The sequence below is a fragment of the Mycolicibacterium moriokaense genome (assembly GCF_010726085.1).
GTDB lineage: Bacteria > Actinomycetota > Actinomycetes > Mycobacteriales > Mycobacteriaceae > Mycobacterium > Mycobacterium moriokaense.
The window spans coordinates 2,619,707-2,642,058 of record NZ_AP022560.1 but is presented as its reverse complement, the minus strand read 5'-3'; the positions used below and the strand labels follow the sequence as shown (position 1 = coordinate 2,642,058).

Below are 22,352 nucleotides of genomic sequence, written 5' to 3'. Positions count from 1 at the left end.
GGGACAGGCTCGGCGGAGGCGCTACGTTCGAGACATGTCGAAGCGGATCCTGGTGATCGGGGCGGGCATCGCCGGGCTGGCGACCGCCAACGCGCTACAGCAGTAGGGCCACGACGTCACGGTCATCGAGGAGCGCACCGACACCTCGTCGGGCGCGGGCATCAGCATCTGGCCCAACGCGCTGGCCGCGCTCGACGAGATCGGTCTCGGCGACGCCGTCCGCGCCGCCGGAGGCCGGATCACCGCGGGTGCGGTGCGCTGGCGCGACGGCACCTGGCTGCGTCGCCCGTCGCCGCAGCGACTGGTCAAGGCGTTGGGCGAACCGCTGGTGGTGATCCACCGAAACACCCTGACCTCGGTGCTTGCCGGAGCGCTCGCCGACGGCACATTGCGATACGGCGTCGCGGCCGAGTCCATGGTGGCGACCGCCGACGGTGTGCGGGTGAGCCTCTCGGACGCCTCGACCACAGACGTCGACGCGGTCGTCGGCGCCGACGGCACGAATTCGATGGTGGCCCGGCACCTCAACGGACCACTCGCCGGCCGCTACGTCGGCTACACGGCGTGGCGCGGTGTGGCGGACTGCCGCATCGATCCCGACGTCGCGGGCGAGGTCCTCGGCCCCGCCGTCGAATTCGGTCACGTGCCCATCAACGGGAACAGCACCTACTGGTTCGCCACCGAACGAACGCCCAAGGGAGGCACCGCGCCGGAGGGCGAGCTGAACTATTTGAAGCACAAGTTCGGCGCCTGGGTCGATCCCATCCCGGCCGTCCTCGATGCGACCGACCCGGACCGCGTGCTGCGCAACGACCTTTACGACCGCGAGCCGGCCCGGCAATGGTGCAGAGGGCCGATCGTCGCGGTCGGCGACGCTGCCCATCCGATGCGGCCGCATCTGGGTCAGGGCGGTTGTCAGGGAATCGAGGACGCGGCGATCCTGGCGTCGTTCGTCGCACGCACGGATGACCTGGCCACCGCTTTCGCCCGGTTCGCGGCATTCCGCCGACCCCGGGTGCGCGCGCTGATGCGCGAATCGAAGCTGATCGGCCAGATCGTGAACCTGCCGCCGTTGCTCAGCGCCGCGCTGAGCCGCGCGACCGTGCTCGGTCCCGAGGCCGTGCTCACGAGGCACTTGGCCACGGTGGCCGCCCGGTCGGCGTTCGTACTGCCAACGGACCCCGCATGACGATCACCCTCGGCCCGCTGCTCGTGGAGGCCGCTGATCCGGCGGTTATGGAGTCGTTCTGGACAGGTGCGCTAGGCGCATCCGCCCACCTGTTGAAGTTCCGCTCCGAAGAGCGACCGAAAACCGTGAAGAATCGGGTGCACCTCGACCTCTATGTCCGCGACATCGCACCGTTGGTGGATCTGGGTGCCAGGGTGCTGGCCGAATTCCCCGACTGGGTCACGCTCGCCGATGTCGAGGGCAACGAGTTCTGCGCGTTCCACGATCCGCAGCCCGATGCTGGGCCGCCGGGGCGAGCCTTCGCGGTGTGTACCGACAGTGACCGGCCGGAGGAACTCGCCGCGTGGTGGGCCGAGGTGGTGGGCGCAGAGGTTCGAGCCGGACCGGACGGCACTCCCCGCTGGCTTTACGGCGCCTCCGGCTGGGAGTCCCTCATCTGGAAGTTCGTCCGCACCGACGATGAGCGTGTGGCGCCCAACCGCTGGCAGTGGACGCTGCGCTCATCTCCAGGTGTGCGGGTCGATCCGCAGGGCAACGAATTCAGCGTGTGGTCGCCAGGGTGCCCATCGGGTTGAGCAGCGCGGTACACATCTGACGCGGGTTGATGAAGCCGAACAGTCCGCTGGAGGGCATCGAAGCGCAACCGGTGGCGGTCGAAGCGGGCATTGAGGATGAGGCGGTTGTAGCAGGCATAGACGGCATCGAGGTGCCCGGATTCCGCCAGATGGCCGGCTGGGCGCCACGGGGGCCGCACTTCGGCCAGGCCTTGAGGCCCTGGGTGCGCAGGACGTTCTCGGCGACGCGGATCTGCTCGGCGCGCGAGGCGTGCGCGGGGTTGCCGACACCACCGTTGGCTGTCCAGGTCGCCTGCTTGAACTGCAGCCCGCCGAAGTGGCCGTTGCCGGTGTTGATGTTCCAGTTGCCGCCCGACTCGCACTCCGCGATGGCGTCCCAGTTCACCGAGTCCGCGTTCGCGGTAGCCGTGGACAGTGCCATTCCGACGATCACCATCGCCCCGGAGATCACGGCGGCCATCAGGCCTTTGGTAACAGCCTTACGAATCTTCATCACTGCGGTCCTTCCCCGACCGTTTGAACTCAAGGCCCGCGTGAAGCGCTTGCTTCGATGCGGCTATCCGGTGTTTCGGGCGGGAGAAGTCGCGTGTTACCAGAGCGTCAAAAGTTTTATTCGTTACTTATCTGGTGTAAGAGGCTTCTGAGAAAGAAGAGGCGGTGTCCAGGTATTTCGCCTGGACACCGCCTCGAAGGGGTCCTAGTCGTGACTAGCCACGACGACCGCAGGACGGCCATGCGCCGATCCCCTGCGTCTTCAGAACGTTCTCCGCAACGCGGATCTGCTCCTCGCGGCTCGCGGTATGCGGCGAGCCGCTGCCACCGTTGGCGTGCCAGGTGCCCATGGTGAACTGCAGGCCGCCGTAGTAGCCGTTGCCGGTGTTGATGGACCAGTTGCCGCCGGACTCGCAGGCCGCGACGGCATCCCAGTTCACGCTGTCCGCGCTAGCGGTGCCGGCCATCGCCAGCGGAGCGATGGCGAGCGTGCCTGCGAAGGTTGCCAGACCAAGCGTCTTGCGGATGTTCTTCAATTTCGATCCTTTCGACGAGCGCGCACCACCGACACCCGTGCGCGGACGCATGGGCACATGCCTGGTCACCAGGCCATGGGTTAAGGGCCGCACCGTCTCGGTTAGGTGCGGCAGCGGGAGGAAAGAAGCCTCACCGGGCGAAGCCACCCGGCGGCCATCGGCGGCGTGATCACCGCACTGGCCCCACTCACACGCAGGTTCGTGGTTTTTGAATTATTTGCTCCGTCAGAAGCCGTTAGGGACCGTACAAACCGATTCGCCGAAAGTCATTTCGGTGAAGAACGTGTCGCGGACAGATCACGGAACGATCACGACGGACCATCGCCAACGTCCACGCAGGTCATCCGTGCGTTTGACGGCGCTGTGGATTTCGCCGAGCAGAAGTGGATCCGTGAGTCATCTCACTACGATTTTGTGACCCAGCCCACCGATCTGGCGGTCGGCAAACACGTTTAGGCGCTGGTGAAACGCCCAGCGCACGTGGAGGAATCGCCCCAAGCGCGCCTTCTCGACGATTCTGTTCGCCAGCGAGACCCGAATCTATGGCACCCGCGGTGACTACTCAATCCCTCTGTCCCGCTGGGTATTTCAGCAGTGAATGCCGAGTTCAACCCCGACACCCCCAATTGGCGACTCAGGTGTCACTGCTGACTGAAAGTGCTGTGCACCAAGGGATTAACGACCAATGATGCGAAGGCTCAGCGGCCAGTCGGCATCCGGGTGGGTTCTGCCCGATGACCAGACCGGTAACGACGGGACATCAAGGGCAACAATCACCTTTCCCATGCCTGCCGCAGAGAGAAATTGGTGCAGAATCAGCGCCCGAACGACCACGAACCCCGACGAGGCATGCCCGAAGCTCTTGTTGCACAGCATCATTCAGACTGCACCCTTCGGACCGGCGCAGACGCATTCCAGTCCTGAACCGGACACTCAGCGTCGTCTATCACCGAAAATATCGACACAATTCGGTGTCGCGAATTCAGCACAAACCGCAACAAATTCGGTGCAATTACATTTGCGAATTTGCTACGCAATTCGCCGGGACGCCGCGTCCCGCAGCTCCGCGATGGTGTTGACGTTGGTCAGCGCCCGCTGCTCCGGCATGACGACCCGTTGCGTATCGACGGTGTCCGCGAGCGCCCGCATGCTGCGCTCCCCCGCGTCAACGAGCGCCGACACCCGTTCGTGCAGGTCGGTGCGGTAGATCCCGGTCAGGTAGTGGGTGCGGCCATCCCACGGCAGCACCACGTCGGCGCCGAGGCGCACCGCCGGCCCGATGAGCTCGTCGATCAGATCGGCGGACAGGAACGGCATGTCGACGGCGCACACGAACGCGTACTCCCGCCCGGCCTCCGCGGCCGCCCGCAACCCGCGGCCGGTGGCCAACAACGGACCGACCCCGCGAACCTCGTCGCGCAGGATCTCCGCCTCGAGACTCGGCAGCGGCTGACCTGGCGCGGCGACGACGAAGACGGGCGCACATCGAGGGCTGACGGCGGACACCGTCCGCTCGACGAGCGTCTTGCCTTCGAAGACGGCAGTGGCCTTATCGCGGCCCATCCGGCGGGAAGCCCCGCCGGCCAGAATGATCGCAGCTACCGGAACCAGGGACGTCACGTCAGTGAGATTAGTCGACGGTCCAGGTGTCTTTGCCCCGCAACAGCGACTGCAATGCAGCCGTGTCGTGCGGCTTGGCGTCCCGCGCCGAGGCGATCTGCTGCCGGGCGGCGTCGTCGTAGGTCGGCTTGCTGACCTGACGGAAGATGCCCATCACCATGTGATCGAGGTTCTGCTCGGACAGCCGCGACAGCGCGAATGCGTACGCCGGGTCCTCGAGCTGTGCGTCATGGACCACGATCTCGTCAGCCGACACGTCCGCGGTCTTGGCGACCTCGAGGCCATAGCCCGACTTCACGACGCAGTACTCGCCGTCGGCGCCGAAGGTGATCGGCTCGCCGTGGGTCAGGTTGATGAGGCGCTCCTCGGCGCCTTCCTTGCGCAGCGCGTCGAAGGAACCGTCGTTGAAGATCGGGCAGTCCTGCATGATCTCGACGAGCGCGGCACCGCGATGCTGGGCTGCGCCGCGAAGCACCTCGCTCAGGCCCTTGCGGTCGGAGTCCAGCGCGCGACCGACGAACGTGGCCTCCGCACCCAGCGCCAGCGACACGGGGTTGAACGGGTAGTCCAGCGAGCCCATCGGCGTGGACTTCGTGATCTTGCCGGTCTCCGACGTCGGCGAGTACTGCCCCTTCGTCAGGCCGTAGATCCGGTTGTTGAACAGCAGGATCGTCAGGTTGACGTTGCGCCGCAGCGCGTGAATCAGGTGGTTGCCGCCGATTGACAGCGCGTCGCCGTCACCGGTGACGACCCACACCGACAGGTCCGGACGGGCCAGCGCCAACCCGGTCGCGATCGTCGGCGCGCGGCCGTGGATCGAGTGGAAGCCGTAGGTCTGCAGGTAGTACGGGAACCGGCTCGAGCAGCCGATGCCGCTGACGAACGCGATGTTCTCGCGACGCAGGCCGAGTTCGGGCAGGAAGTTGCGAATGGTGTTGAGGATGACGTAGTCACCGCAGCCCGGGCACCAACGGACTTCCTGGTCGCTGGTGAAGTCCTTCGACTTCTGCGGCTCGTCCGTCGTCGGAACCAGGCCGGTCCCGGACGTCAGCCCGAGATCCACACCAATCAGGTCAGTCATGCGATTGCTCCCACACCAGTCGCTTCGGTTTCGATGGTGGCTGCCGCCAACCGGGCGAACTTGGCCTTGTCAGTTTCCTTGTCACTCAGCGTTCCGTCGAGCGCAGCGTCGATGATCCCCTCGACCTCGTCGGCCAGGAACGCCATGCCCTCGACCTTGGTCACCGACTGGACGTCGACGAGGTACTTGCCGCGCAGCAGCAGTGCCAACTGGCCGAGGTTCATCTCCGGCAGCACCACCTTGGGGTAGCGCCGCAGCACCTCGCCGAGGTTGGCGGGGAAGGGATTGAGGTTTCGCAGGTGCGCCTGGGCCACCTTGATGCCCTTGCGGCGCGCGCGACGGCACGCCTCGCCGATGGGGCCGTAGCTGCTGCCCCAGCCGATCATGAGCAGCTCCGCGTCGCCGGACGGGTCGTCGACCTCGAGGTCCGGCACCTTGATGCCGTCGACCTTGGCCTGGCGCAACCGCACCATCAGGTCGTGGTTCTTCGGTTCGTACGAGATGTTGCCCGAACCGTTGGCCGCCTCCAGTCCGCCGATGCGGTGCTCGAGTCCCGGGGTGCCGGGGATGGCGAACTGACGGGCCAGCGTCTCGGGATCGCGCGCGTACGGCTGGAACGGCTCACCCGGCTTGGCGAAGGTGTGCTCGATCTTCTCGTAGGTGGTGACATCCGGAATCTGCCACGGCTCAGAGCCGTTCGCGATCGCGCCATCGGAGAGGATCACCACGGGCGTGTGGTAGCTGACGGCGATACGTGCGGCCTCGACCGCGATGTCGAAGCAGTCCGACGGCGACCGCGGCGCCAACACCGCCACCGGGGACTCGCCGTTGCGCCCGAACAGCACCTGCAACAGGTCGGCCTGTTCGGTCTTGGTCGGCAAGCCGGTCGACGGTCCGCCGCGCTGCACGTCGATGACGATGAGCGGAAGCTCGGTCATCACCGCGAGGCCGATCGCCTCCGACTTCAGCGAGATGCCGGGCCCGGAGGTGCTGGTGACGCCGAGCGCGCCGCCGTACGACGCACCGATCGCGGCGCCGATACCGGCGATCTCGTCCTCGGCCTGGAAGGTCAGCACGTTGAAGTTCTTGTGCTTGGACAGCTCGTGCAGGATGTCCGAGGCCGGGGTGATCGGGTAAGTGCCCAGCACCACCTGCAGATCACTCAGGTGGCCCGCGGTGACGATGCCGTACGCCAGTGCGGTGTTACCCGAGATCTGGCGGTACTCACCGCTCTTGAGCTTGGCGGGCGCGACCTCGTAGACGATGCCCGCGAAGGCCTCGGTGGTCTCGCCGTAGTTCCAGCCGGCCTTGAGCGCCAGCACGTTGGCCTCGGCGACATCGGGCTTGCGGGCGAACTTCTCGCGGATGAACGCCTCGCTGTGCTCGAGCTCGCGCCCGTACATCCAGGACAGCAGGCCGAGGGCGAACATGTTCTTGGCGCGCTGACCGTCCTTCTTGGACGCGCCGATCTCCTCGACCGCGCCGAGGGTGAGGGTGGTCATCGGAACGGCCTGCACGACGTAGTCGCTCAGCTCGTCGTTCTCCAGCGGGTTGCCTTCGTAGCCGACCTTCGCGAGGTTCCGCTTCGTGAACTCGTCGGAGTTGGCGATGATCAGCCCGCCACGAGGCAGGTCGGACACGTTGGCCATCAGGGCGGCCGGGTTCATCGCGACGAGTACGTCGGGACGGTCGCCGGCGGTCAGGATGTCGTAGTCGGCGATCTGAATCTGGAACGACGACACACCGGGCAGCGTGCCCTGTGGCGCGCGGATCTCGGCAGGGTAATTCGGTTGTGTCGCAAGGTCATTGCCGAACAATGCGGCCTCAGAGGTGAACCGGTCACCGGTGAGCTGCATACCGTCGCCGGAGTCGCCGGCGAATCGGATGACGACCTTCTCGAGCTTCTGCCTAGTGCCCGGGCTGACCCCGTTGCCGTTGGCCCCCACTGCGACCGCCTTCCGTTCTGTCCGAGCTATCCGGGCGAACGTCTTTCCGAGTCGCGGTCGTGGCGACGCGCCGTCGTTGGACGTCCACTGAAATTTGATGTCACTGGCGGTACCGATTATTGCACTTCTCTTAGGCAGGCCTTCGCACGACTCGCTGATTGCGCGCAGGTGTCCACTTATTGAATCCGCTGCTCAGCGCCAGTGTCGGCCCGCCCCACGAGACAGAATTGTGTTTTGCGTCACGTGGCACTCGGTGCCATTAATAAGGAAATTGCTACCGATCAGTAGCCCCGTGCAAGCACTCGTCGTCGCCTCACGGCGGCAGGTTGTACGGAGTGATGACTTGGATGGGCACGGGCCGCGCCGCCTCGGCCGGCAACGCACCCTGCTGCTGGAGGATCAGCCGCATCGCCAGACGTGCATCGGCACGTAGATCGTTATGCAGGACCACCGAGATACGGCCGTCACGCAGCAGCTTTCTGTTGTCGGCGTCCAGGTCGTGGGCGACGAAAACCCGGCAGGGGCGCCCCAGCCGCTCGAAGGCCGCAATGGTCGCGGTGTTGCCCCCGCCCACCGAATAGACGGCCTCGACATGCGGATGCCGCTCGAGCGCCTCGAGCACCAACCGCTCATTGGTCGCGTCGATGCCGTCGCTGTCGGTGACTTCGACGATCGTTCGGCCCGTACCGCGCATCGCCGACCGGAAGCCCACCTCACGCTCCCCCTCGCCGCGGAACACCGCGCGGCTCAAGGTGATGAGGATGTCCGAGGGCGCCTGGCCGAGCCACTCGCGCATCAGGTAGGCCGCCGTCACCCCCGCGCCGTGGTTGTCGATGCCGACGTAGGCGCAGCGCGCGCTGGCGGGGATGTCGGTCGTGTATGTCACCACTGGCACACCGCTTTCGACCAGGCGGTCCACGGCCTCGGCCACGGCGGGGTCGTCCTGCGCCTTGAGGATCACTCCGTGGCTGCCGCGAACGCGGCCCAACGCCTCGACCATCTGCTCGGTCGTGCCCGACTCCCATAGGCGGAAGCGGGCCCGCAGCATGGCAGGCGCGAACGCGGGCAGTTCGGCCTCGACGGCGGCCCGGAACGCGTCCGAGAACCGCGTAGGCGTCTGCATGATGACGTCGATGAGGTAGCGACGGCCGTTGAGGCGCAGCTGGGCCCGCTGTTTGTCGAGGTCAGCGATCGCCTGCTCGACCTCGGCCCTGGTGTTCTCCCGCACGCCGGCACGCTTGTTCAGGACGCGGTCGACCGTCGCTTCGCTGAGCCCGCTCTGCTGAGCGATCTCGCGGATCTTGTAGCGATGCGCCATCGGCTCGGTCCTTCATTCCCGATTCCCGCGAGCAGACGTGAAGGTCCCGCGACACGCCGCGGAACGGGGCAGTTTGCGTCTGCTCGCCGACATTCTTGAGGTGTTTTTGATGGGTTTTTGGCGTTGATTGCGGTCAGTATCACAGCAAGACTAGCTGGCATGGCCGCACCGGTGACGACGACTCACGCACCGTGGATCGACGAGTCCGACTGCCGGCTCGACGACTTTCGCGCCCAGGTGCTTCGCGACACGGATCGCGCCGACTACCCGAACGCCGGCGATGTGCGAAGCGACGTGCCGGTGTACTCCGCAGAAGCGGTGGCGGGCGCCGACCGGCGCGAGGTGCAGGCCGAGCTGATCCGCGCGCTCGCCGACGGCCCCGGCGTGGTGGTGTTCGAGAACGCCTTCTCCCCCGGCGTCGTCGACCGAGCCAACGACGCCTTCTTCTCGATCATCGAAGCCCAGCGCGACACCGGCGCCGCCGCGGGCGACCACTTCGGCACGCCCGGCGCCAACGACCGGATCTGGAACGCCGCGCAGAAGCTCGCGCTGCACGCACCCGACGTGTTCGCCGAGTACTACGCCAACGACACCCTCGCAATCGTCTGCCAGGCCTGGCTGGGCCCGCGCTATCAGGTCACCTCGCAGGTCAACGTCGTCAATCCCGGTGGCACACAGCAGGTTCCGCATCGCGACTATCACCTCGGCTTCGTCCCCGACGAGCACCTCGCGCAGTACCCGGCACATCTGCACCGCACGTCACCGGTGCTGACGCTGCAGGGCGCCGTCGCGCACTGTGATATGCCGGTGCAGAGCGGCCCGACGATGCTGCTGCCGTATTCACAGCGGTTCGCCGGCGGATACGTCGCCTTCAATCGGCCAGAGTTCGTCAGCTTCTTCGCCGACCATCACGTTCAGCTGCCGCTGCAGAAGGGCGATGCGGTGTTCTTCAACCCGGCGCTGTATCACGGTGCGGGATCGAATGTTTCGAGTGACATCCGCCGGATCGCGAACCTGCTGCAGATCTCCTCACCGTTCGGCCGGGCGATGGAGACACTGGACCGCACGGCGATGGTCCGCGCGATCTATCCGTCGCTGCTCGCGATGAAGGCCGCGGGCCGCCCGTGGCGAGACCTCTATAACGCGGTGGTCGCCACCGCGGAGGGCTACGCCTTCCCCACCAACCTCGACAGCGATCAGCCCATCGGCAGCCTGGCCCCGCCCAGCCAGGTCGACACGGTGCTGGCGGCGCTCGCCGACGACCTCAGCGCAGACGAACTCGACGTCGTCCTACGCGCCCATGAAGAACGGAGACTGCCATGACCACCCTCGGCGTGATCGGATTGGGCCGCATCGGGGCCTTCCACACCGACACCCTTTCGGGGCTGGAGAGCATCGACGGGCTGGTCGTCACCGACGAACGGCCCGAGGTCGTCACCGCCGTCGCGGCCAAATACGGTGCGAAACCGGTTGATTCGGTGGACGCGCTGCTTGCGTCCGGCGTGGACGGCGTCGTCGTCTCGGCCGCGACGCCTGCGCATGCGGAGCTGACGCTTGCCGCGGTCGCCCGCGGACTGCCCACGTTCTGCGAGAAGCCGATCGCCTCCACGGCGGCGGAGAGCGCACGGGTGGCCGACGTCATCGCACGTTCGGGCGTGCCGGTTCAGGTGGGCTACCAACGGCGGTTCGACGCCGCGTTCGCCGCCGCCAAACGTGCGGTCGACGACGGTTCACTGGGCGCCCTGCACACCGTGCGCAGCACGACCATGGACCCGGCTCCCCCGCCGATGGAGTACATCGCGGGTTCGGGCGGGATCTTCCGCGACTGTGCGGTACACGATTTCGACGTGCTCCGCTGGATCACCGGGCAGCAGGCCGTCGAGGTGTACGCCACCGGCAGCGTTCAGGGTGACCCGAAATTCGCCGAGTTCGGCGACGTCGACACCGCCGCCGTCGTCGTCACTTTCGAGGAAGGCACGCTCGGGGTGGTGTCCGCGGCGCGGTACAACGCACACGGGTACGACTGCCGTCTCGAGGTGCACGGGTTCCACGACACCGTCGTGGCGGGCTGGGATCAGGGCGTGCCCGTGCGGAACGTCGACCCCGACAACGACTTTCCGCACGGCCCGGCGCACCACTTCTTCATGGACCGCTTCACTGAGGCGTTCCGCGCGGAGCTCAGCGCGTTCGTCGACGTGGTCAAGGGTGAGGCCGCCCCGGCATGCACGGTGGCCGACGCGGTCGAGGTGGCCTGGTTGGCCGAAGCCGCCACCGAATCACTGCAGCGCCGAGTTCCGGTGAGCATCAAGGAGGTCAAGTCACGGTGACGACACTGAAGATCGCAGGCGCACCGATTTCCTGGGGAGTGTGCGAGGTACCCGGCTGGGGTCATCAACTCGACGCCGATCGCGTGCTCACCGAGATGCACGACGTGGGCCTGTCCGCCACCGAGCTGGGGCCCGAGGGCTTTCTGCCGTCCGATCCCGGCGAGCTGACCGCGCTGCTCGCATCGCACGGTCTGCGCTGCGTCGGCATGTTCGTGCCCGTGGTGCTTCACGACACGAACCATGATCCGGTCGCCGACATCGCGGCTCCGCTCGACGCGCTGATCGCCAGTGGGGCCGACGTGCTCGTGCTGGCGGCGGCGACGGGCGCCGACGGTTACGACTCGCGGCCGACGCTCAACGACGGCCAATGGGCCACGCTGCTGGCCAATCTCGACCGGCTCGCCGATGCGGCCGCCGAGCGCGGGGTGCTCGCGGTGCTGCATCCCCACGTCGGGACCATGGTCGAGACCCGCGCGGAAGTGGACCGGGTGCTGTATGGCACGCGTATCAAGCTGTGCCTGGACACCGGCCATCTGCTGATCGGCGGGACGGATCCGCTCGCGTTGACCCGTGAGGTGCCGGACCGGATCGCCCACGCGCATCTCAAGGATGTCGATGCGGCACTCGCCGCGCGCGTCCAGGGCGGCGAGCTCACCTACACCGAGGCGGTGCGGCAGGGCATGTACACGCCGCTGGGCAAGGGCGATGTCGACATCGCGGGTATCGTTACCGCGCTGCGCAGCAACGGTTTCGACGGCTGGTTCGTCATGGAGCAGGACACCATCCTCGACGGCGAGCCCACCGACGAGGGCCCGGTGCGCGACGTGCGGACCAGCGTGGCGTTCATCCACGACGTGTGCGGCCGCGTGCCGGCATGAGCCTGCGCATCGGCGTGCTCGGGGCCTCCCGTATCGCCGAGTCGGCAATCGTCGCTCCCGCACACGAATTGGGCCACCGGCTGGTGGTCGTGGCGGCTCGCGATCCGCAACGCGCGCAGGCGTTCACCGAACGACACGGCGTCGAACGTTTCGCCGCTACATACCAGGACGTGATCGACGATCCCGAGGTCGATGTCGTCTACAACCCGCTGGCCAACGCGCTGCACGCGCCGTGGAATCTCGCGGCGGTGGCGGCGGGCAAGCCGGTGCTCACCGAGAAACCGTTCGCCCGCAACCAGAGTGAGGCGATACGCGTCGCCGAGGCCGCCGATGCAGCCGGTGTGACTGTGATGGAAGGCTTTCATTACCTGTTCCACCCGGTGACGCGTCGCGCCCTGGAACTGGCCGGTGACGGCACTCTGGGCGACATCACCCGCGTCGAGGTGCACATGGCCATGCCCGAACCCGCCGCCGACGACCCGCGGTGGTCCCTCGAGTTGGGGGGCGGCGCGCTGATGGACCTCGGCTGCTACGGACTACACATCATGCGGCGGCTCGGGCATCCGTCGATCGTGCGGGCGCACGCGAAGGAGCACCGCCCCGGCGTCGACGCGTGGTGCGACGTCGAACTCACCTTCCCGAACGGCGCGACGGGCCTCAGCACCAACTCGATGGTCGCCGACGACTACGCATTCACAATCCAGATCGTCGGCACCACGGGAGATGTCCACGTGCACAACTTCATCAAGCCCCACGAGGACGACCGCGTCACCGTCCGCACGCCCGCGGGCACCACCGTCGAACATCTCGGCACCCGCCCCTCGTACACCTATCAGTTGGAGACGTTCGCCGGGCACGTGCTTGATGGCGCGCCGCTGCCGATCGACAACGCAGACGCAGTGGAGAACATGGCGTACATCGACGCCGCGTACCGCGCGGCAGGTATGGATCCGCGCTAGGCGCCCGGCTGCGGCACGCTGGCCAGTCGCACGTACGCAGAAGCCGCCTCGGCGCGATTCGTCGCATGTAGCTTCCTCAGCACCCGTTTGACATGAGACTTCACCGTCCCCGCGGAGATCACGAGCTCATCGGCGATCTGCTGATTGGTGCGGCCCGCCGCCATCAGCCGAAGCACCTCGATCTCGCGACGGGTCAGCATCGACATGACCCGCGTCTGTACCTCGGCCAGCGACTGCGCGGCCGGGCTGCGTTCGACCGGCTCGATCTTCGCGAGGTCCAGATCCGCGTCCTGTAGCGCGCGGGCGGCCTCGTCGGCAGATGCCAACGCGCGCCGGACTTCTGCGCGCTGACGACGCATCCGTTCGAGCAGCACGGTGCGTTCGTACGCATACCCGAAGCCCTCCGCGAACGCCCACACGGTGTCGCGGTCGATCTCGTCGACCGTGCGGCCCGAGTAGAGCCGGTCGGCGTGTAGGAATCCGATCACCTTGCCGGTCGGCATCACCGGTGCCGCCACATAGGAATGCGTCAACGAGAAATCGACGATCGGCCGGTTGACGCGTGGATCGTTGCGGGCGTCGCGCACGATCGCAGGCGCGTGGCGGCGGATCATCTGCGTCTCCAGCAGCATGTGGTTCAGCGGTGGCGCCACCGACTGCGCGAAGGCGACCATCTTCTTCGCGCCCTCGTAGTCGTCGCCGAAATACGCTGACTCCATGACCATCCGGCCTTCGTGAACGCGAAACAGCACGGCCCGGTCGAACCCGCACGACTCCACCAACTCGCGCGGCGCACGGTCGACGATCGTCGCGACGTCGTCGATGACCCTCAGCTTGCTCAGACCTTCCTGCACAGCCAACAGCGCGAAGGTGCGCCGCCTCGCACCGTCCTCGATCAACTCGCGCTCCAGGGCGACCAGGTCGAGCACCGCGTCGAGCGCGTTCAGTGCGTCCTCGTCACCCACCCCTTCCAGCGAATTGCGCACCAGCGTCGCCTTGGCGTCGACCGCCTCGGCCACCACTGCCAACGGGTCGTCGGCGGGGTCGATCTCGCAGCCCTCGAACGTCTCCCGGTATCGGCGCGCCGCCTCACTTTCCTTGGCCGGGCGAGATGCCCAACCCGGGTGATCACCGTCGGTCAGCGTGCCGAGCTCGGGCGTGTCGGGCGGTTCGGTCACAGCACTCACGCCCTTGACTGTCCTCTCAACGATGCGCGGCTGCGGTCGGATCGGGCAATTAGCCTCGTACGGGGGTACGAGTCCTCCCCAACGGGGGATCGATTTGCCCAGGTCGCTGGCACAGGCTATTTGCCATGTCATCAACGACCGTTTCGGCCCTCGAGCTGCTCACCACACCTGCGGGCATCGCCAATCCGTATCCGCTGTACGACCAGCTCCGGGCGCTCTCGCCGGTCGCGGGCTACCGTGACTGGCCACCTGGCACGATCCCCGGAGCCGACGAACCGGTCACCGCGTGGGCGTTGTTCCGCTACGACCAGGTCTTCGAGGCGGCACGCGACAGCGCGACGTTCTCGTCACGCGATCCCCTGCAGGAGGCGTCGTCGGCGCCGAGCCTCATGCTGGTCAACACCGACCCACCCAAGCACGAAGTCGAACGAAAGCTGGTCAGCCAGGCCTTCTCGCCGCGCCGCGTCAAGCGCCTCGAGGGCTGGCTGGACGAACTGGTGCCGCAACTGCTCGACGACCTGGGTGAGGGCGATGTCGAGGTGATGGAGTTCGCCGCCGAAATCCCGACCCGTGCGATGGTGCGGCTGCTCGGATTGCCCGACGGCGATCACGTCCGCTTCCGGCGCTGGGCGAACGCGTTCATGCTGTCGTCGTCGCTCACCCCGGAGGAACGCATCGCGAGCAATGAGGAGATGGTGGCGACGTTCGCCACCCGGCTGGCCGAGCACACGGCCCGGTTGGCGGAGCGCACCCCCAACGACGATGTCGAGGACGCCGAAGACCTCATCTCGGCGCTGCTGCGGGCCGCCGTCGACGGGCAGCGCCTCACCCCTGAGGAGATCGTGCGCTTCTGCGTGACGCTGGTGGTGGCAGGCAGCGAGACCACCACGTTCCTCATCGGCAATCTGTTGCATGCGATGGCGCGCGAACCCGAGATCACCGCGCGGCTGCGTGACGACCGCACACTGGTGAACGTCTTCGTCGAAGAGGCGATGCGGGTCGACGGGCCGCCGCAGCGCCTGTTTCGCATCGCCACCCGCGACGTCGAGGTCGGCGGCAAGTTGATCCGCAAGGGCGACTGGGTCGCACTGTTCTTCGGCTCGGCCAATCGAGATCCCGACGTGTTCGAGGATCCCGGCAAGCTCGACATCGACCGGCCCAACATCCGCCAGCAGCTGTCGATGGGGCACGGCCTGCACTTCTGCCTGGGTGCATCACTCGCCCGCCTCGAGGTCGTGGCGGTGATCAACGCGGTGCTCGATCGGTATCAGACGATCGCGCTGACCGACGACCCCGGCACCAAGCAGACGGCGAGTCTGCTCACCCATGCCTATGTTCGTCTCCCCCTTCACCTTTCATGACTCCCGACGAAGCGACCAACATCGCGACGACGAAGGCCATCTACGCCGCGGTGCCCGCCGGTGATCTCCAAACCGCTCTGGATCTCCTCGATCCCGAGGTGCGGATCACTTACTACGGGACCGAGGGGATTCCGTACGCGGGTGACTACCGGGGTTTCGACGAGGCGGTGAAGTTCTTCACGCGGGTCGGCGAGTCGATCGCCATCACCGAGATGGAGGCCTGGAAGTTCATCGCCCAGGGCGACGACCTGGCGACGTGGGGTTACCAGCGATTCCGGCGTCTCGACAACGGCTACGAATGGGAGTCGGAGTTCGCGCACATCATCACGCTGCGCGCCGGACGCTGGCTGTACTTCCGCGACTTCATGAACTCGGCGCTGACCCTGCAGGCGTTCTCTCGATGAGAATCGCGGGTGACCGTGAAATCTGCATGGCCGCAGGCGTTTGCGTGATGACGGCTGGCGCGACGTTCGATCAGGACGCCGACGGCATCGTGGTACTCGCCTCAGATCATGTCGCGGCCGGCGAGGAGAAGGTCGTCCGTAACGCGGTCCGGATGTGCCCGTCCGGCGCGCTTCGCATCGTTTCTGACTGATCAGTTCCCGGTCGGCGGCAGCAGCATCGTCTGCCATGTCTTGTCGTTCTGCGCACCCGCAGCGAGATCCGTTTGGGTGTACCGCCGTCCGTCAGGTCCGATGAAACTCCCTGTCGCAGGGTCGTATTCGGCCGCGGCGATCGGGGGCGGCATCAGCGACGGCACGGCGGGGGCCGGTGCCGCGGGCGGCGCGGGCGGCAACTGCGGGACCGCCTGACCCGACAGCGTGGCGTTCGGATCGCCCTTCCAGTTGAACCCCTCGTTGAGCGGCACGTATACCTCGTCGCTCTCGCACAACTTGACCGTGGCCGCACGTTTACCCGGCACCGTCTCGCACGGGATGTTTCGGGCACCGCGCACGTTGAACTGCGAGTCCTGCGGAATCCGGCAGTAGAGATCGCCGGGCGGGCGCTGCGGATAGTCCTCGAACGACGCCACGCGCTGTTGCTGCGCAGGCAGAAACCCGGTGGTGCACGGCGGCGGCAGATTGAGGTTCAGGTTGAAGCTCAGGTACTGGCCCTTGTAGTCCTGTTTGGTGTTGAGGTTGGCGATGATGCCTGCCTGTCCCGCGGCGATGGCTTGCGGGAACACCACGAGCAGCTGCTCGATGTCGTTCTGGTAGGTGAGCGCGACCTGCCCGACGCTGACGAGATTGGCCATCAGTATCGGCAGGGTGGGCTGTACCCGCTCGATCAGTTGGCGCGCCTGCGCGGCCGCCGGCCCGCCTTCGTCGATGACCCTGGCGACGGCCTCGTCGTGGGTCTGCAATTCGGTGGTCACCCTGGCCACCTGCGCTGCCCACGTCTGGATCGCATCCGAGGTGTTGGTCTGCGAATCCAGCACCGGATCGGCCTTGTCGATCAGCGTGGTCAACGGATCGAGATTCCGGCGCGCGTCGATGGCCAGCGTTGATGCGCCTTGGACGACGCGCGACAGCTCCGGCCCAAGCCCGCCGACCGCCGTGTAGGACTCGTCGATCACGGTCTTGAGGTTGTCGCGGGGTATGGCCAGCAGGCCGGTGTTCGCAGCGGCGAGCAGAGCGTTGACGTCCGGCGGCACCGACGTGTCGGCCAGCGGGATCACGTCACCGTTCTTCAACGGCGGCGACGTGCCGTTGCGGGGCAACAACAGGACATAGGATTCGCCGACCGCCGACTGACTGTGCACCTCGGCCTTGAGGTCGGACGGGATGTCGATGCCGGACTGCAGCGACAGCACCGCCTCGACGCCGGTATCGGTCAACCGCACCGCCTCGACCCGGCCGACTTTGGTCCCGCGATAGGTGACGTTGCCGGATTCGTACAGCCCACCGGATTTCGGCAGTTCCATCGTCACGGTGTACCGGCCGACGCCGAACATCATCGCGGGCAGGTTGATGAAGTGCAGCACGATCATCCCGACCGCGGTGAGCGCCACGACCGTGAAGATTGTCAGCTGGATCCAGGTCCGTCGGTTCAAATGCACGCTAGGGCCCCTGATCCCATCGGTAGGGAATCGCCAGCGGATTGCCGGGGGTGTTCGGTCCGCCGGACATGCAGGGGCTGGGGAACTGACCGATCGTTCTGCCCCACTGCAGTTCGAGCCACGTCAGATCGCACTCCCATCGCGTGCCGGTGAAGATTCCTTGGTCGATGCGGCTGAGCGTCAGGTCGACGACGGCGGTCAGATTGGCATAGTCACCGCGTTGGAAGTTCTCGAAGGTCTCGTTCGGAAAGGGGAAGGTGGCAAGCAGACTCAGGGATCGCGTCAAACTGGGGCCGGCGTTGGCCAGCGAGTCCAGCACCGGACCGACCTGCCGCAGTTCCTTCACCAGGTTTTCCTTCGTCTGGTTCACCGTGTCCACGGTCAGTGCGCTGAACTTGCTGAGCTGATCGGCGGCCTGCACCAAATTGTCGCGTTCTCTGTTGAGCACCTCCAGCGCGTCGGGGACGGTGGCGAGCGCCCTGTCCAGAACCGGTTGCTGGGCACTGAATTTCCCGACAAGGCGGTTGAGACTGTCGGTGGCGGCGATGATGTCGCCGGTCTGGTCGTTCAGGTGGGCGGTGAACTCGTTCAGCTGCGTGATCAGGCTCCGCACATCCTGTTCGCGGCCCCGGAACGCGGTGGAGAATGCCTCGGTGATGTCCTGCACCTGGCCCAATCCGCCGCCGTTGAGCACCATCGACAGCGCCGCCAGCGTCTGCTCCGTGCTCGGGTAGGCGCCGCCCTGCGACAGCGGGATAAGTGATCCGTTGTGCAGCTTGCCTTTCGGCGTTTCAGTCGTCGGTGGCGCGAGCTCGATGTGCAGAGATCCCAGCAGGCTGGTGGTGCCGATCTTGGCGGTCGCGTTGGCGGGCAGGTCGACATCACCGTTGAGCCGCATGGTCAGCAACGCATGCCAGCCCTGGCGCTCGACCTTGGTGACGTGCCCGACGGTGACGTCTCCGACGCGCACCCGCGAGTTGGGTTCGATGTTGTTGACGTCGGGTAATTGTGCCTGGATGAGGAACGACCCCGGGCCGGTGCCCTGCGTGCCGGGCAGCGGGAGGGAGTTAAGTCCGCGCCAGTCGCACCCGGCCAGCGCAGCCATGATCAGGACCATCGCCAGGTTGGCAGCGACACGCTGCCAGCGCCGTCGGCTCACGGGGCACCTCCCGCAGGCACCATCATGCCTCGCAGACCGTCGTTCGGGTCCGTGGGCACCGGCGATGCTTCGGCGGCCAACGGGGCACCCGGCGGCGGTGGGGCGGCCGGCGGCACGAAGTCCGGTCGCATCCAGGGCTCGCTGTAGGTGACTTCGTTCGGGCGGGTCTGCGTGCCGACGAACAGGTTCTCCCCCAACGGCGGGAAGTTGTACTGGCGGTTCTTCACGATGGGCGCCAGGTATTGCACACACAACTTCGCCGACTGTTCGGCGTTCAGCCGCGACGCGGCCTGAATTGCGCCGCACAGGAACGAGATCGGGTTCGCGAAGTTGTTGATGGCCAGCGCACCGGTCAATGAGCCGTTGGCGGGCTCGTAGATGTTGTTGTAGTTCTGCAGCACCGTGGGGGCGATGTGCAGCGTCTGCTTGATGTCGTCGATGCTGTCGACCAGCGCCTGGGTGACCGAGGCCATCTTGCCCGATGCCGTGCCGATGGCCTCGGTGTTGTCGGCGGCGAAGTCCTTCACGTGGGCCACGACCGCGTTGAGGTCCTCGACTGCGCGACCGACCTTGTCCGGGTCGTCGGCGAGCAGCGAGCTCACGGCGGCCAGGTTGTGGTTGAGCGCTTCGAGCAGATCGGCGCTGTCACTCAGCGCCGATACCAGCGTCGAGAGGTTCTTGAAGGTGGCGAAGATGTCGTCGCTGTGGTCGCCGAGGATCGAAACCGCCTGCGACAGTTTGATGATCGTGTCGCGAATGGTGGGACCCTGCCCGCGCAGATTGTCGGCGGCGGTGTTGATCAGCGCACCCAGCGTGCTCACCTCTCCGGGCGAGGTGGGCTTGAGCAGTTCGGTCAGCCGTTCGAGTTGAACGCGTAGGTCGTCCCATTCGACGGGTACCGCAGTGCGGTCCTTCGGGATCACCGCACCGTCGGCCATCGTCGGCCCACCGGTGTAGGGCGGGGTGAGCTGGATCGTCCGGCCGGTCACCAACTGTGGCGCCAGGATCACCGCCTTGGCATCGGCGGGCACCTTGTACTTGCTGTCGAACCAGAACGTGACCTTGGCGCGCTCGGGCTCTGGTTCGATCGCCTCGATCTTGCCGACGGGCACGCCCCGGATGAGGATGTGGTCACCCGCGAACAACCCTGTGCTGTTTTCGAAGTAGGCGACGACGGTCGTGCGCGCGATGCGCGCGGGCATGCGTGCCGCGGCGATCAGACCCGCACCCAACACCGGGATCAGCAGAGCCGCCACGACGACACGGGCGGTGCGCCGGGACCTCATCTGCTGCGAATTCATGGGCGGCCTTCCGTTTGCGCGACGGGGGGCGCCTCACCCGGTGCAGGCATGAATATCGATGACGGAACCGGTTCGGGCACCGACGCCATCCCGGGCGGCGGCGCCGCGGGCGGTCCAGGAGGCGGGCCGCCTGGCGGCGGCGCCGGAGGCGGTTCACGGTAGGGATAGCGCGGATCCCCGGGTTTACCGGTGATCGCGTCGGGCAGATACAGCCTCGGCTCCCCACCCTGACCGGTGCGCGGATACGGCGTCGGCATCCCAGGCGTCCCCGGTTGACCGGTCTGCGGATCGGTCAGCTCTGAGGGCAGCAACGTGGCCGGATCCAGCCCGAGATCCGAGAACGCCGCGTCGACGAAGGGTTGCACGAACTGACCCGGAAACAGGTTGACCACATAGGCTTTGAAGAACGGGCCGGAGGACAGCGATTCACCGAGTGACATGACGTAGGTGTTGATCAACTTGATGGACTGCTGCACACGCTCCTTGCGGTCATCGACGATCGCCAGCACATCGTTGAGCTTGTCCAGTGCGGGCTTCAGCTGCTCGCGGTTCTCGGCAATGAACCCGTTCAGCTGACGCGACACCGCCGAGATGTTGGCCCAAATCTGGTCCAGCGCAGCACTTTGCGTCCGCAGTGCCGCCAGTAGCTGATTGGTTTCCTTCACCAGACTCACGATGTGGTCGGTGCGTTTGGCCAGCACCCCCGTCGCCTGGGCCGCGTTGTCCAGCAGCTTGCGCAGCTGGGCATCGCGGGTGTCGAGGACCTGCGCGAACCGCGCCACGCCCGCCACCGCGTCCTGCAGCGCAGGCGGGGTCCCCGAAAAGGTTTTCGCCAGGGTGGCCAGCGAGTCCGACAGCTGGTCGGTGTTCAGTCCGCTGATCGTCGTGGCCAGGTCACCGAGAGCGTCGGGCAGCTGGTACGGCGACGCCGTGCGGTCGAGCGGAATGGGGCCGTCGAGTGCTCCGCTCCCGCGCGGTGTCACGTCGACGATCTTGGCGCCCAACAAGCTCTTCGTCTTGATCGCGGCCTCGGTGCGGTCACCCAGACGCACATCGGAGTCGATCGTGAACTTGACGAGCACACCGGTCTCGTCGAGTTCGATGGACGACACGTTGCCCACCACGAAGCCGGAGACCTCAACGCCGGCACCGGTGTTCAGCCCGCCGGCATCGGCGAAATACGCCGAGTACTGCCTGCCCGAGTTGAGGAACGGCAGGTTCTGATACTGCAGCGCGCCCACCACCATGACGGCGACGGTCACGATGCCCGCGGCGCCGATGGCCAGGGGACTGCGCTCGGAGAATGACTTCACTTGGGCGCGCACCGCCCCGTGCTCTGCCCGGCCACCTTCACGTACACCGGCTGACCGCCCTTTCCATTGAGCTTCAGCACGACATCGCACAGGTAGAAGCTGAAGTAGTCGCCATACATCCCCTGCCGCACCAACGCCTGGTATCTGTCGGGCAGGGTATTGAGCAGGTTGTCGAGATAATCGTGGTCGTCCACGGCTATCTGGGCCACCCGATCAGTCTGTGCGACAACCTCTTTGAACGGTTCCCGCGCCTGAGCCAACAGGTCGGCGAGCGATTCGGTGGCGGCCTTGGTGTACGCCACAGCGTTGACGATCTCGGTCCTGCGTGCGTTCAGTCCGCCGATCAACTCAGAAAGCGATGTCACGGCTTTGTCCAGCCGTTCGCTCTGCCCGCCGAGCGTGCCCAGCACTACGTTGAGGTTGTCGATGACCTGTCCGATCAGCAGATCGCGGTCGGCCAAGGTGTTCGTCACCACCGCGGCCTGTTGCAGGAAGGTCCCGATCGCGGGCCCCTGCCCCTCGAACGCCTCGATCAGCTGCTGCGTGAGGTCGTTGACCTGCTCCGGGTTCAACGCCCGGAACAGCGGTTTGAAGCCGCCGATCACCGCGTCCAGATCCAGCGCGGGTTGGGTGTTGGTCAGTGGAATCGTCTGTCCGGGACTCAACCTCTCGACTCCTCCGGTGCCTTCCTCCAGTGCCAGATACCGGTCGCCGAACAAGTTGTCGTATCGGATCACGGCCCTGCTGCCTCGCGTCAGCACGACCGATTTGTCGGCGAAGAACTGCACGCGCACAGTCGCATCGGGGTTGATGGAGATGTTCTCCACCTTGCCGACCTCCACCCCGGCGATCCGCACGATCGTGCCCTTCCTCAGGTTGGAGACGTTGGTGAACTCGGCGTAGTAGGTGTTGCCTGCACCGAAGCGGAACTGCCCGAAGACCGCCAGCGTCAGGAACGCAACGAACGCGCACACGGTCAGGAAGATGCCCAGCCGCCAAATGGTCCGCCTGAAGTCAGCCACAGCACCTCCCCTCCCCGAGTCCGACGGTC

21 protein-coding genes and 1 pseudogene are annotated in these 22,352 nt (G+C 66.3%); 10 read left to right on the top strand and 12 right to left on the bottom strand.

Annotated elements, in window-relative coordinates; translation table 11 throughout:
* Positions 1 to 34: 34 nt before the first annotated feature.
* Positions 35 to 1,189 (top strand): annotated as a pseudogene (locus G6N43_RS12945) (FAD-dependent oxidoreductase).
* Positions 1,186 to 1,764: a VOC family protein gene (locus G6N43_RS12940; protein ID WP_083150159.1), complete on the top strand. Its 579-nt coding sequence runs from the start codon at positions 1,186 to 1,188 to the stop codon at positions 1,762 to 1,764. Before G6N43_RS12945 ends, G6N43_RS12940 begins: the two are co-directional and overlap by 4 nt.
* Here the strand turns inward: G6N43_RS12940 and G6N43_RS12935 are convergent.
* A complete protein-coding gene (locus G6N43_RS12935) occupies positions 1,730 to 2,257 on the bottom strand; it encodes a transglycosylase family protein (protein ID WP_083150160.1) in 528 nt (175 codons plus the stop codon). The two genes, G6N43_RS12940 and G6N43_RS12935, sit on opposite strands and share 35 nt — an antisense overlap.
* 214 nt (positions 2,258 to 2,471) lie before the next feature.
* Entirely contained in the window at positions 2,472 to 2,792 is a 321-nt protein-coding gene (locus G6N43_RS12930) for a transglycosylase family protein (RefSeq protein WP_234810032.1), read from the bottom strand.
* 105 nt (positions 2,793 to 2,897) lie between these two features.
* Between G6N43_RS12930 and G6N43_RS12925 the strand changes: the two genes are divergently transcribed.
* A complete protein-coding gene (locus tag G6N43_RS12925) occupies positions 2,898 to 3,248 on the top strand; it encodes a hypothetical protein (protein ID WP_133056543.1) in 351 nt (116 codons plus the stop codon).
* 573 nt (positions 3,249 to 3,821) lie between these two features.
* On the opposite strand, the gene mobA is transcribed toward G6N43_RS12925, so the two are convergent.
* The 4 genes from mobA to G6N43_RS12905 all read right to left on the bottom strand — a co-directional run bounded on the left by mobA (position 3,822) and on the right by G6N43_RS12905 (position 8,757).
* Entirely contained in the window at positions 3,822 to 4,412 is a 591-nt protein-coding gene (mobA, locus tag G6N43_RS12920) for a molybdenum cofactor guanylyltransferase (RefSeq protein ID WP_083150163.1), read from the bottom strand.
* Positions 4,413 to 4,422: 10 nt separating this feature from the next.
* Complete coding sequence (locus tag G6N43_RS12915; RefSeq protein ID WP_083150164.1) at positions 4,423 to 5,493, bottom strand: 2-oxoacid:ferredoxin oxidoreductase subunit beta; 1,071 nt, start codon at positions 5,491 to 5,493, stop codon at positions 4,423 to 4,425.
* Positions 5,490 to 7,439: a 2-oxoacid:acceptor oxidoreductase subunit alpha gene (locus tag G6N43_RS12910; protein ID WP_083150165.1), complete on the bottom strand. Its 1,950-nt coding sequence runs from the start codon at positions 7,437 to 7,439 to the stop codon at positions 5,490 to 5,492. The genes G6N43_RS12915 and G6N43_RS12910 overlap by 4 nt, the downstream gene beginning before the upstream one ends.
* Before the next feature lie 313 nt (positions 7,440 to 7,752).
* A complete protein-coding gene (locus G6N43_RS12905) occupies positions 7,753 to 8,757 on the bottom strand; it encodes a LacI family DNA-binding transcriptional regulator (RefSeq protein ID WP_083150166.1) in 1,005 nt (334 codons plus the stop codon).
* A 159-nt stretch (positions 8,758 to 8,916) separates the two neighbouring features.
* Between G6N43_RS12905 and G6N43_RS12900 the strand changes: the two genes are divergently transcribed.
* Genes G6N43_RS12900 through G6N43_RS12885 form a run of 4 tightly spaced genes read left to right on the top strand, consistent with a single transcriptional unit; the run spans position 8,917 to position 12,921 of the window.
* Positions 8,917 to 10,080, top strand: coding sequence for a phytanoyl-CoA dioxygenase family protein (locus G6N43_RS12900; RefSeq protein WP_165761851.1), 1,164 nt, complete (start codon positions 8,917 to 8,919; stop codon positions 10,078 to 10,080).
* Complete coding sequence (locus G6N43_RS12895; RefSeq protein ID WP_083150168.1) at positions 10,077 to 11,084, top strand: Gfo/Idh/MocA family protein; 1,008 nt, start codon at positions 10,077 to 10,079, stop codon at positions 11,082 to 11,084. The genes G6N43_RS12900 and G6N43_RS12895 overlap by 4 nt, the downstream gene beginning before the upstream one ends.
* Entirely contained in the window at positions 11,081 to 11,962 is an 882-nt protein-coding gene (locus G6N43_RS12890; protein ID WP_083150169.1) for a sugar phosphate isomerase/epimerase family protein, read from the top strand. The genes G6N43_RS12895 and G6N43_RS12890 overlap by 4 nt, the downstream gene beginning before the upstream one ends.
* Positions 11,959 to 12,921 carry a Gfo/Idh/MocA family protein gene (locus G6N43_RS12885; RefSeq protein WP_083150248.1) on the top strand — a complete coding sequence of 321 codons (963 nt, stop codon included), beginning with the start codon at positions 11,959 to 11,961 and terminating at the stop codon, positions 12,919 to 12,921. The genes G6N43_RS12890 and G6N43_RS12885 overlap by 4 nt, the downstream gene beginning before the upstream one ends.
* Here G6N43_RS12885 and G6N43_RS12880 read toward each other — a convergent pair.
* Positions 12,918 to 14,108 (bottom strand): LuxR C-terminal-related transcriptional regulator, encoded by a 1,191-nt coding sequence (locus G6N43_RS12880; protein ID WP_083150170.1) that lies wholly within the window; start codon positions 14,106 to 14,108, stop codon positions 12,918 to 12,920. The two genes, G6N43_RS12885 and G6N43_RS12880, sit on opposite strands and share 4 nt — an antisense overlap.
* A 125-nt stretch (positions 14,109 to 14,233) precedes the next feature.
* Here G6N43_RS12880 and G6N43_RS12875 point away from each other — a divergent pair, with 125 nt between their 5' ends.
* From G6N43_RS12875 to G6N43_RS12865, 3 genes are read left to right on the top strand one after another with little or no spacing between them, the layout of a single operon-like run.
* Complete coding sequence (locus G6N43_RS12875) at positions 14,234 to 15,469, top strand: cytochrome P450 (protein WP_083150171.1); 1,236 nt, start codon at positions 14,234 to 14,236, stop codon at positions 15,467 to 15,469.
* The gene (locus G6N43_RS12870; RefSeq protein ID WP_083150172.1) at positions 15,466 to 15,873 is read left to right on the top strand and encodes a nuclear transport factor 2 family protein; all 408 of its coding nucleotides are present in this window, start codon (positions 15,466 to 15,468) and stop codon (positions 15,871 to 15,873) included. Before G6N43_RS12875 ends, G6N43_RS12870 begins: the two co-directional genes overlap by 4 nt.
* Positions 15,870 to 16,064, top strand: coding sequence for a ferredoxin (locus G6N43_RS12865; RefSeq protein WP_083150173.1), 195 nt, complete (start codon positions 15,870 to 15,872; stop codon positions 16,062 to 16,064). Before G6N43_RS12870 ends, G6N43_RS12865 begins: the two co-directional genes overlap by 4 nt.
* Here G6N43_RS12865 and G6N43_RS12860 read toward each other — a convergent pair whose 3' ends face one another.
* Genes G6N43_RS12860 through G6N43_RS12840 form a run of 5 tightly spaced genes read right to left on the bottom strand, consistent with a single transcriptional unit; the run spans position 16,065 to position 22,323 of the window.
* The gene (locus tag G6N43_RS12860; protein WP_083150174.1) at positions 16,065 to 17,528 is read right to left on the bottom strand and encodes an MCE family protein; all 1,464 of its coding nucleotides are present in this window, start codon (positions 17,526 to 17,528) and stop codon (positions 16,065 to 16,067) included.
* A gap of 1 nt (position 17,529) precedes the next feature.
* Positions 17,530 to 18,645 (bottom strand): virulence factor Mce family protein, encoded by a 1,116-nt coding sequence (locus G6N43_RS12855; RefSeq protein WP_083150175.1) that lies wholly within the window; start codon positions 18,643 to 18,645, stop codon positions 17,530 to 17,532.
* A 38-nt stretch (positions 18,646 to 18,683) separates the two neighbouring features.
* Entirely contained in the window at positions 18,684 to 19,973 is a 1,290-nt protein-coding gene (locus G6N43_RS12850; RefSeq protein ID WP_110810327.1) for a virulence factor Mce family protein, read from the bottom strand.
* Between the two features lie 11 nt (positions 19,974 to 19,984).
* A complete protein-coding gene (locus G6N43_RS12845) occupies positions 19,985 to 21,301 on the bottom strand; it encodes a virulence factor Mce family protein (RefSeq protein WP_083150250.1) in 1,317 nt (438 codons plus the stop codon).
* Positions 21,298 to 22,323 (bottom strand): virulence factor Mce family protein, encoded by a 1,026-nt coding sequence (locus G6N43_RS12840; RefSeq protein WP_179968002.1) that lies wholly within the window; start codon positions 22,321 to 22,323, stop codon positions 21,298 to 21,300. Before G6N43_RS12840 ends, G6N43_RS12845 begins: the two co-directional genes overlap by 4 nt.
* Positions 22,324 to 22,352 lie beyond the last annotated feature (29 nt).

Coding starts and splice junctions, on each gene's coding strand:
- G6N43_RS12940 (WP_083150159.1), top strand. CDS start 1,186: ATGACGATCACCCTCGGCCCGCTGCTCGTGGAGGCCGCTGATCCGGCG.
- G6N43_RS12935 (WP_083150160.1), bottom strand. CDS start 2,257: ATGAAGATTCGTAAGGCTGTTACCAAAGGCCTGATGGCCGCCGTGATC.
- G6N43_RS12915 (WP_083150164.1), bottom strand. CDS start 5,493: ATGACTGACCTGATTGGTGTGGATCTCGGGCTGACGTCCGGGACCGGC.
- G6N43_RS12905 (WP_083150166.1), bottom strand. CDS start 8,757: ATGGCGCATCGCTACAAGATCCGCGAGATCGCTCAGCAGAGCGGGCTC.
- G6N43_RS12900 (WP_165761851.1), top strand. CDS start 8,917: ATGGCCGCACCGGTGACGACGACTCACGCACCGTGGATCGACGAGTCC.
- G6N43_RS12895 (WP_083150168.1), top strand. CDS start 10,077: ATGACCACCCTCGGCGTGATCGGATTGGGCCGCATCGGGGCCTTCCAC.
- G6N43_RS12885 (WP_083150248.1), top strand. CDS start 11,959: ATGAGCCTGCGCATCGGCGTGCTCGGGGCCTCCCGTATCGCCGAGTCG.
- G6N43_RS12875 (WP_083150171.1), top strand. CDS start 14,234: ATGTCATCAACGACCGTTTCGGCCCTCGAGCTGCTCACCACACCTGCG.
- G6N43_RS12870 (WP_083150172.1), top strand. CDS start 15,466: ATGACTCCCGACGAAGCGACCAACATCGCGACGACGAAGGCCATCTAC.
- G6N43_RS12865 (WP_083150173.1), top strand. CDS start 15,870: ATGAGAATCGCGGGTGACCGTGAAATCTGCATGGCCGCAGGCGTTTGC.
- G6N43_RS12855 (WP_083150175.1), bottom strand. CDS start 18,645: ATGGTCCTGATCATGGCTGCGCTGGCCGGGTGCGACTGGCGCGGACTT.
- G6N43_RS12850 (WP_110810327.1), bottom strand. CDS start 19,973: ATGAGGTCCCGGCGCACCGCCCGTGTCGTCGTGGCGGCTCTGCTGATC.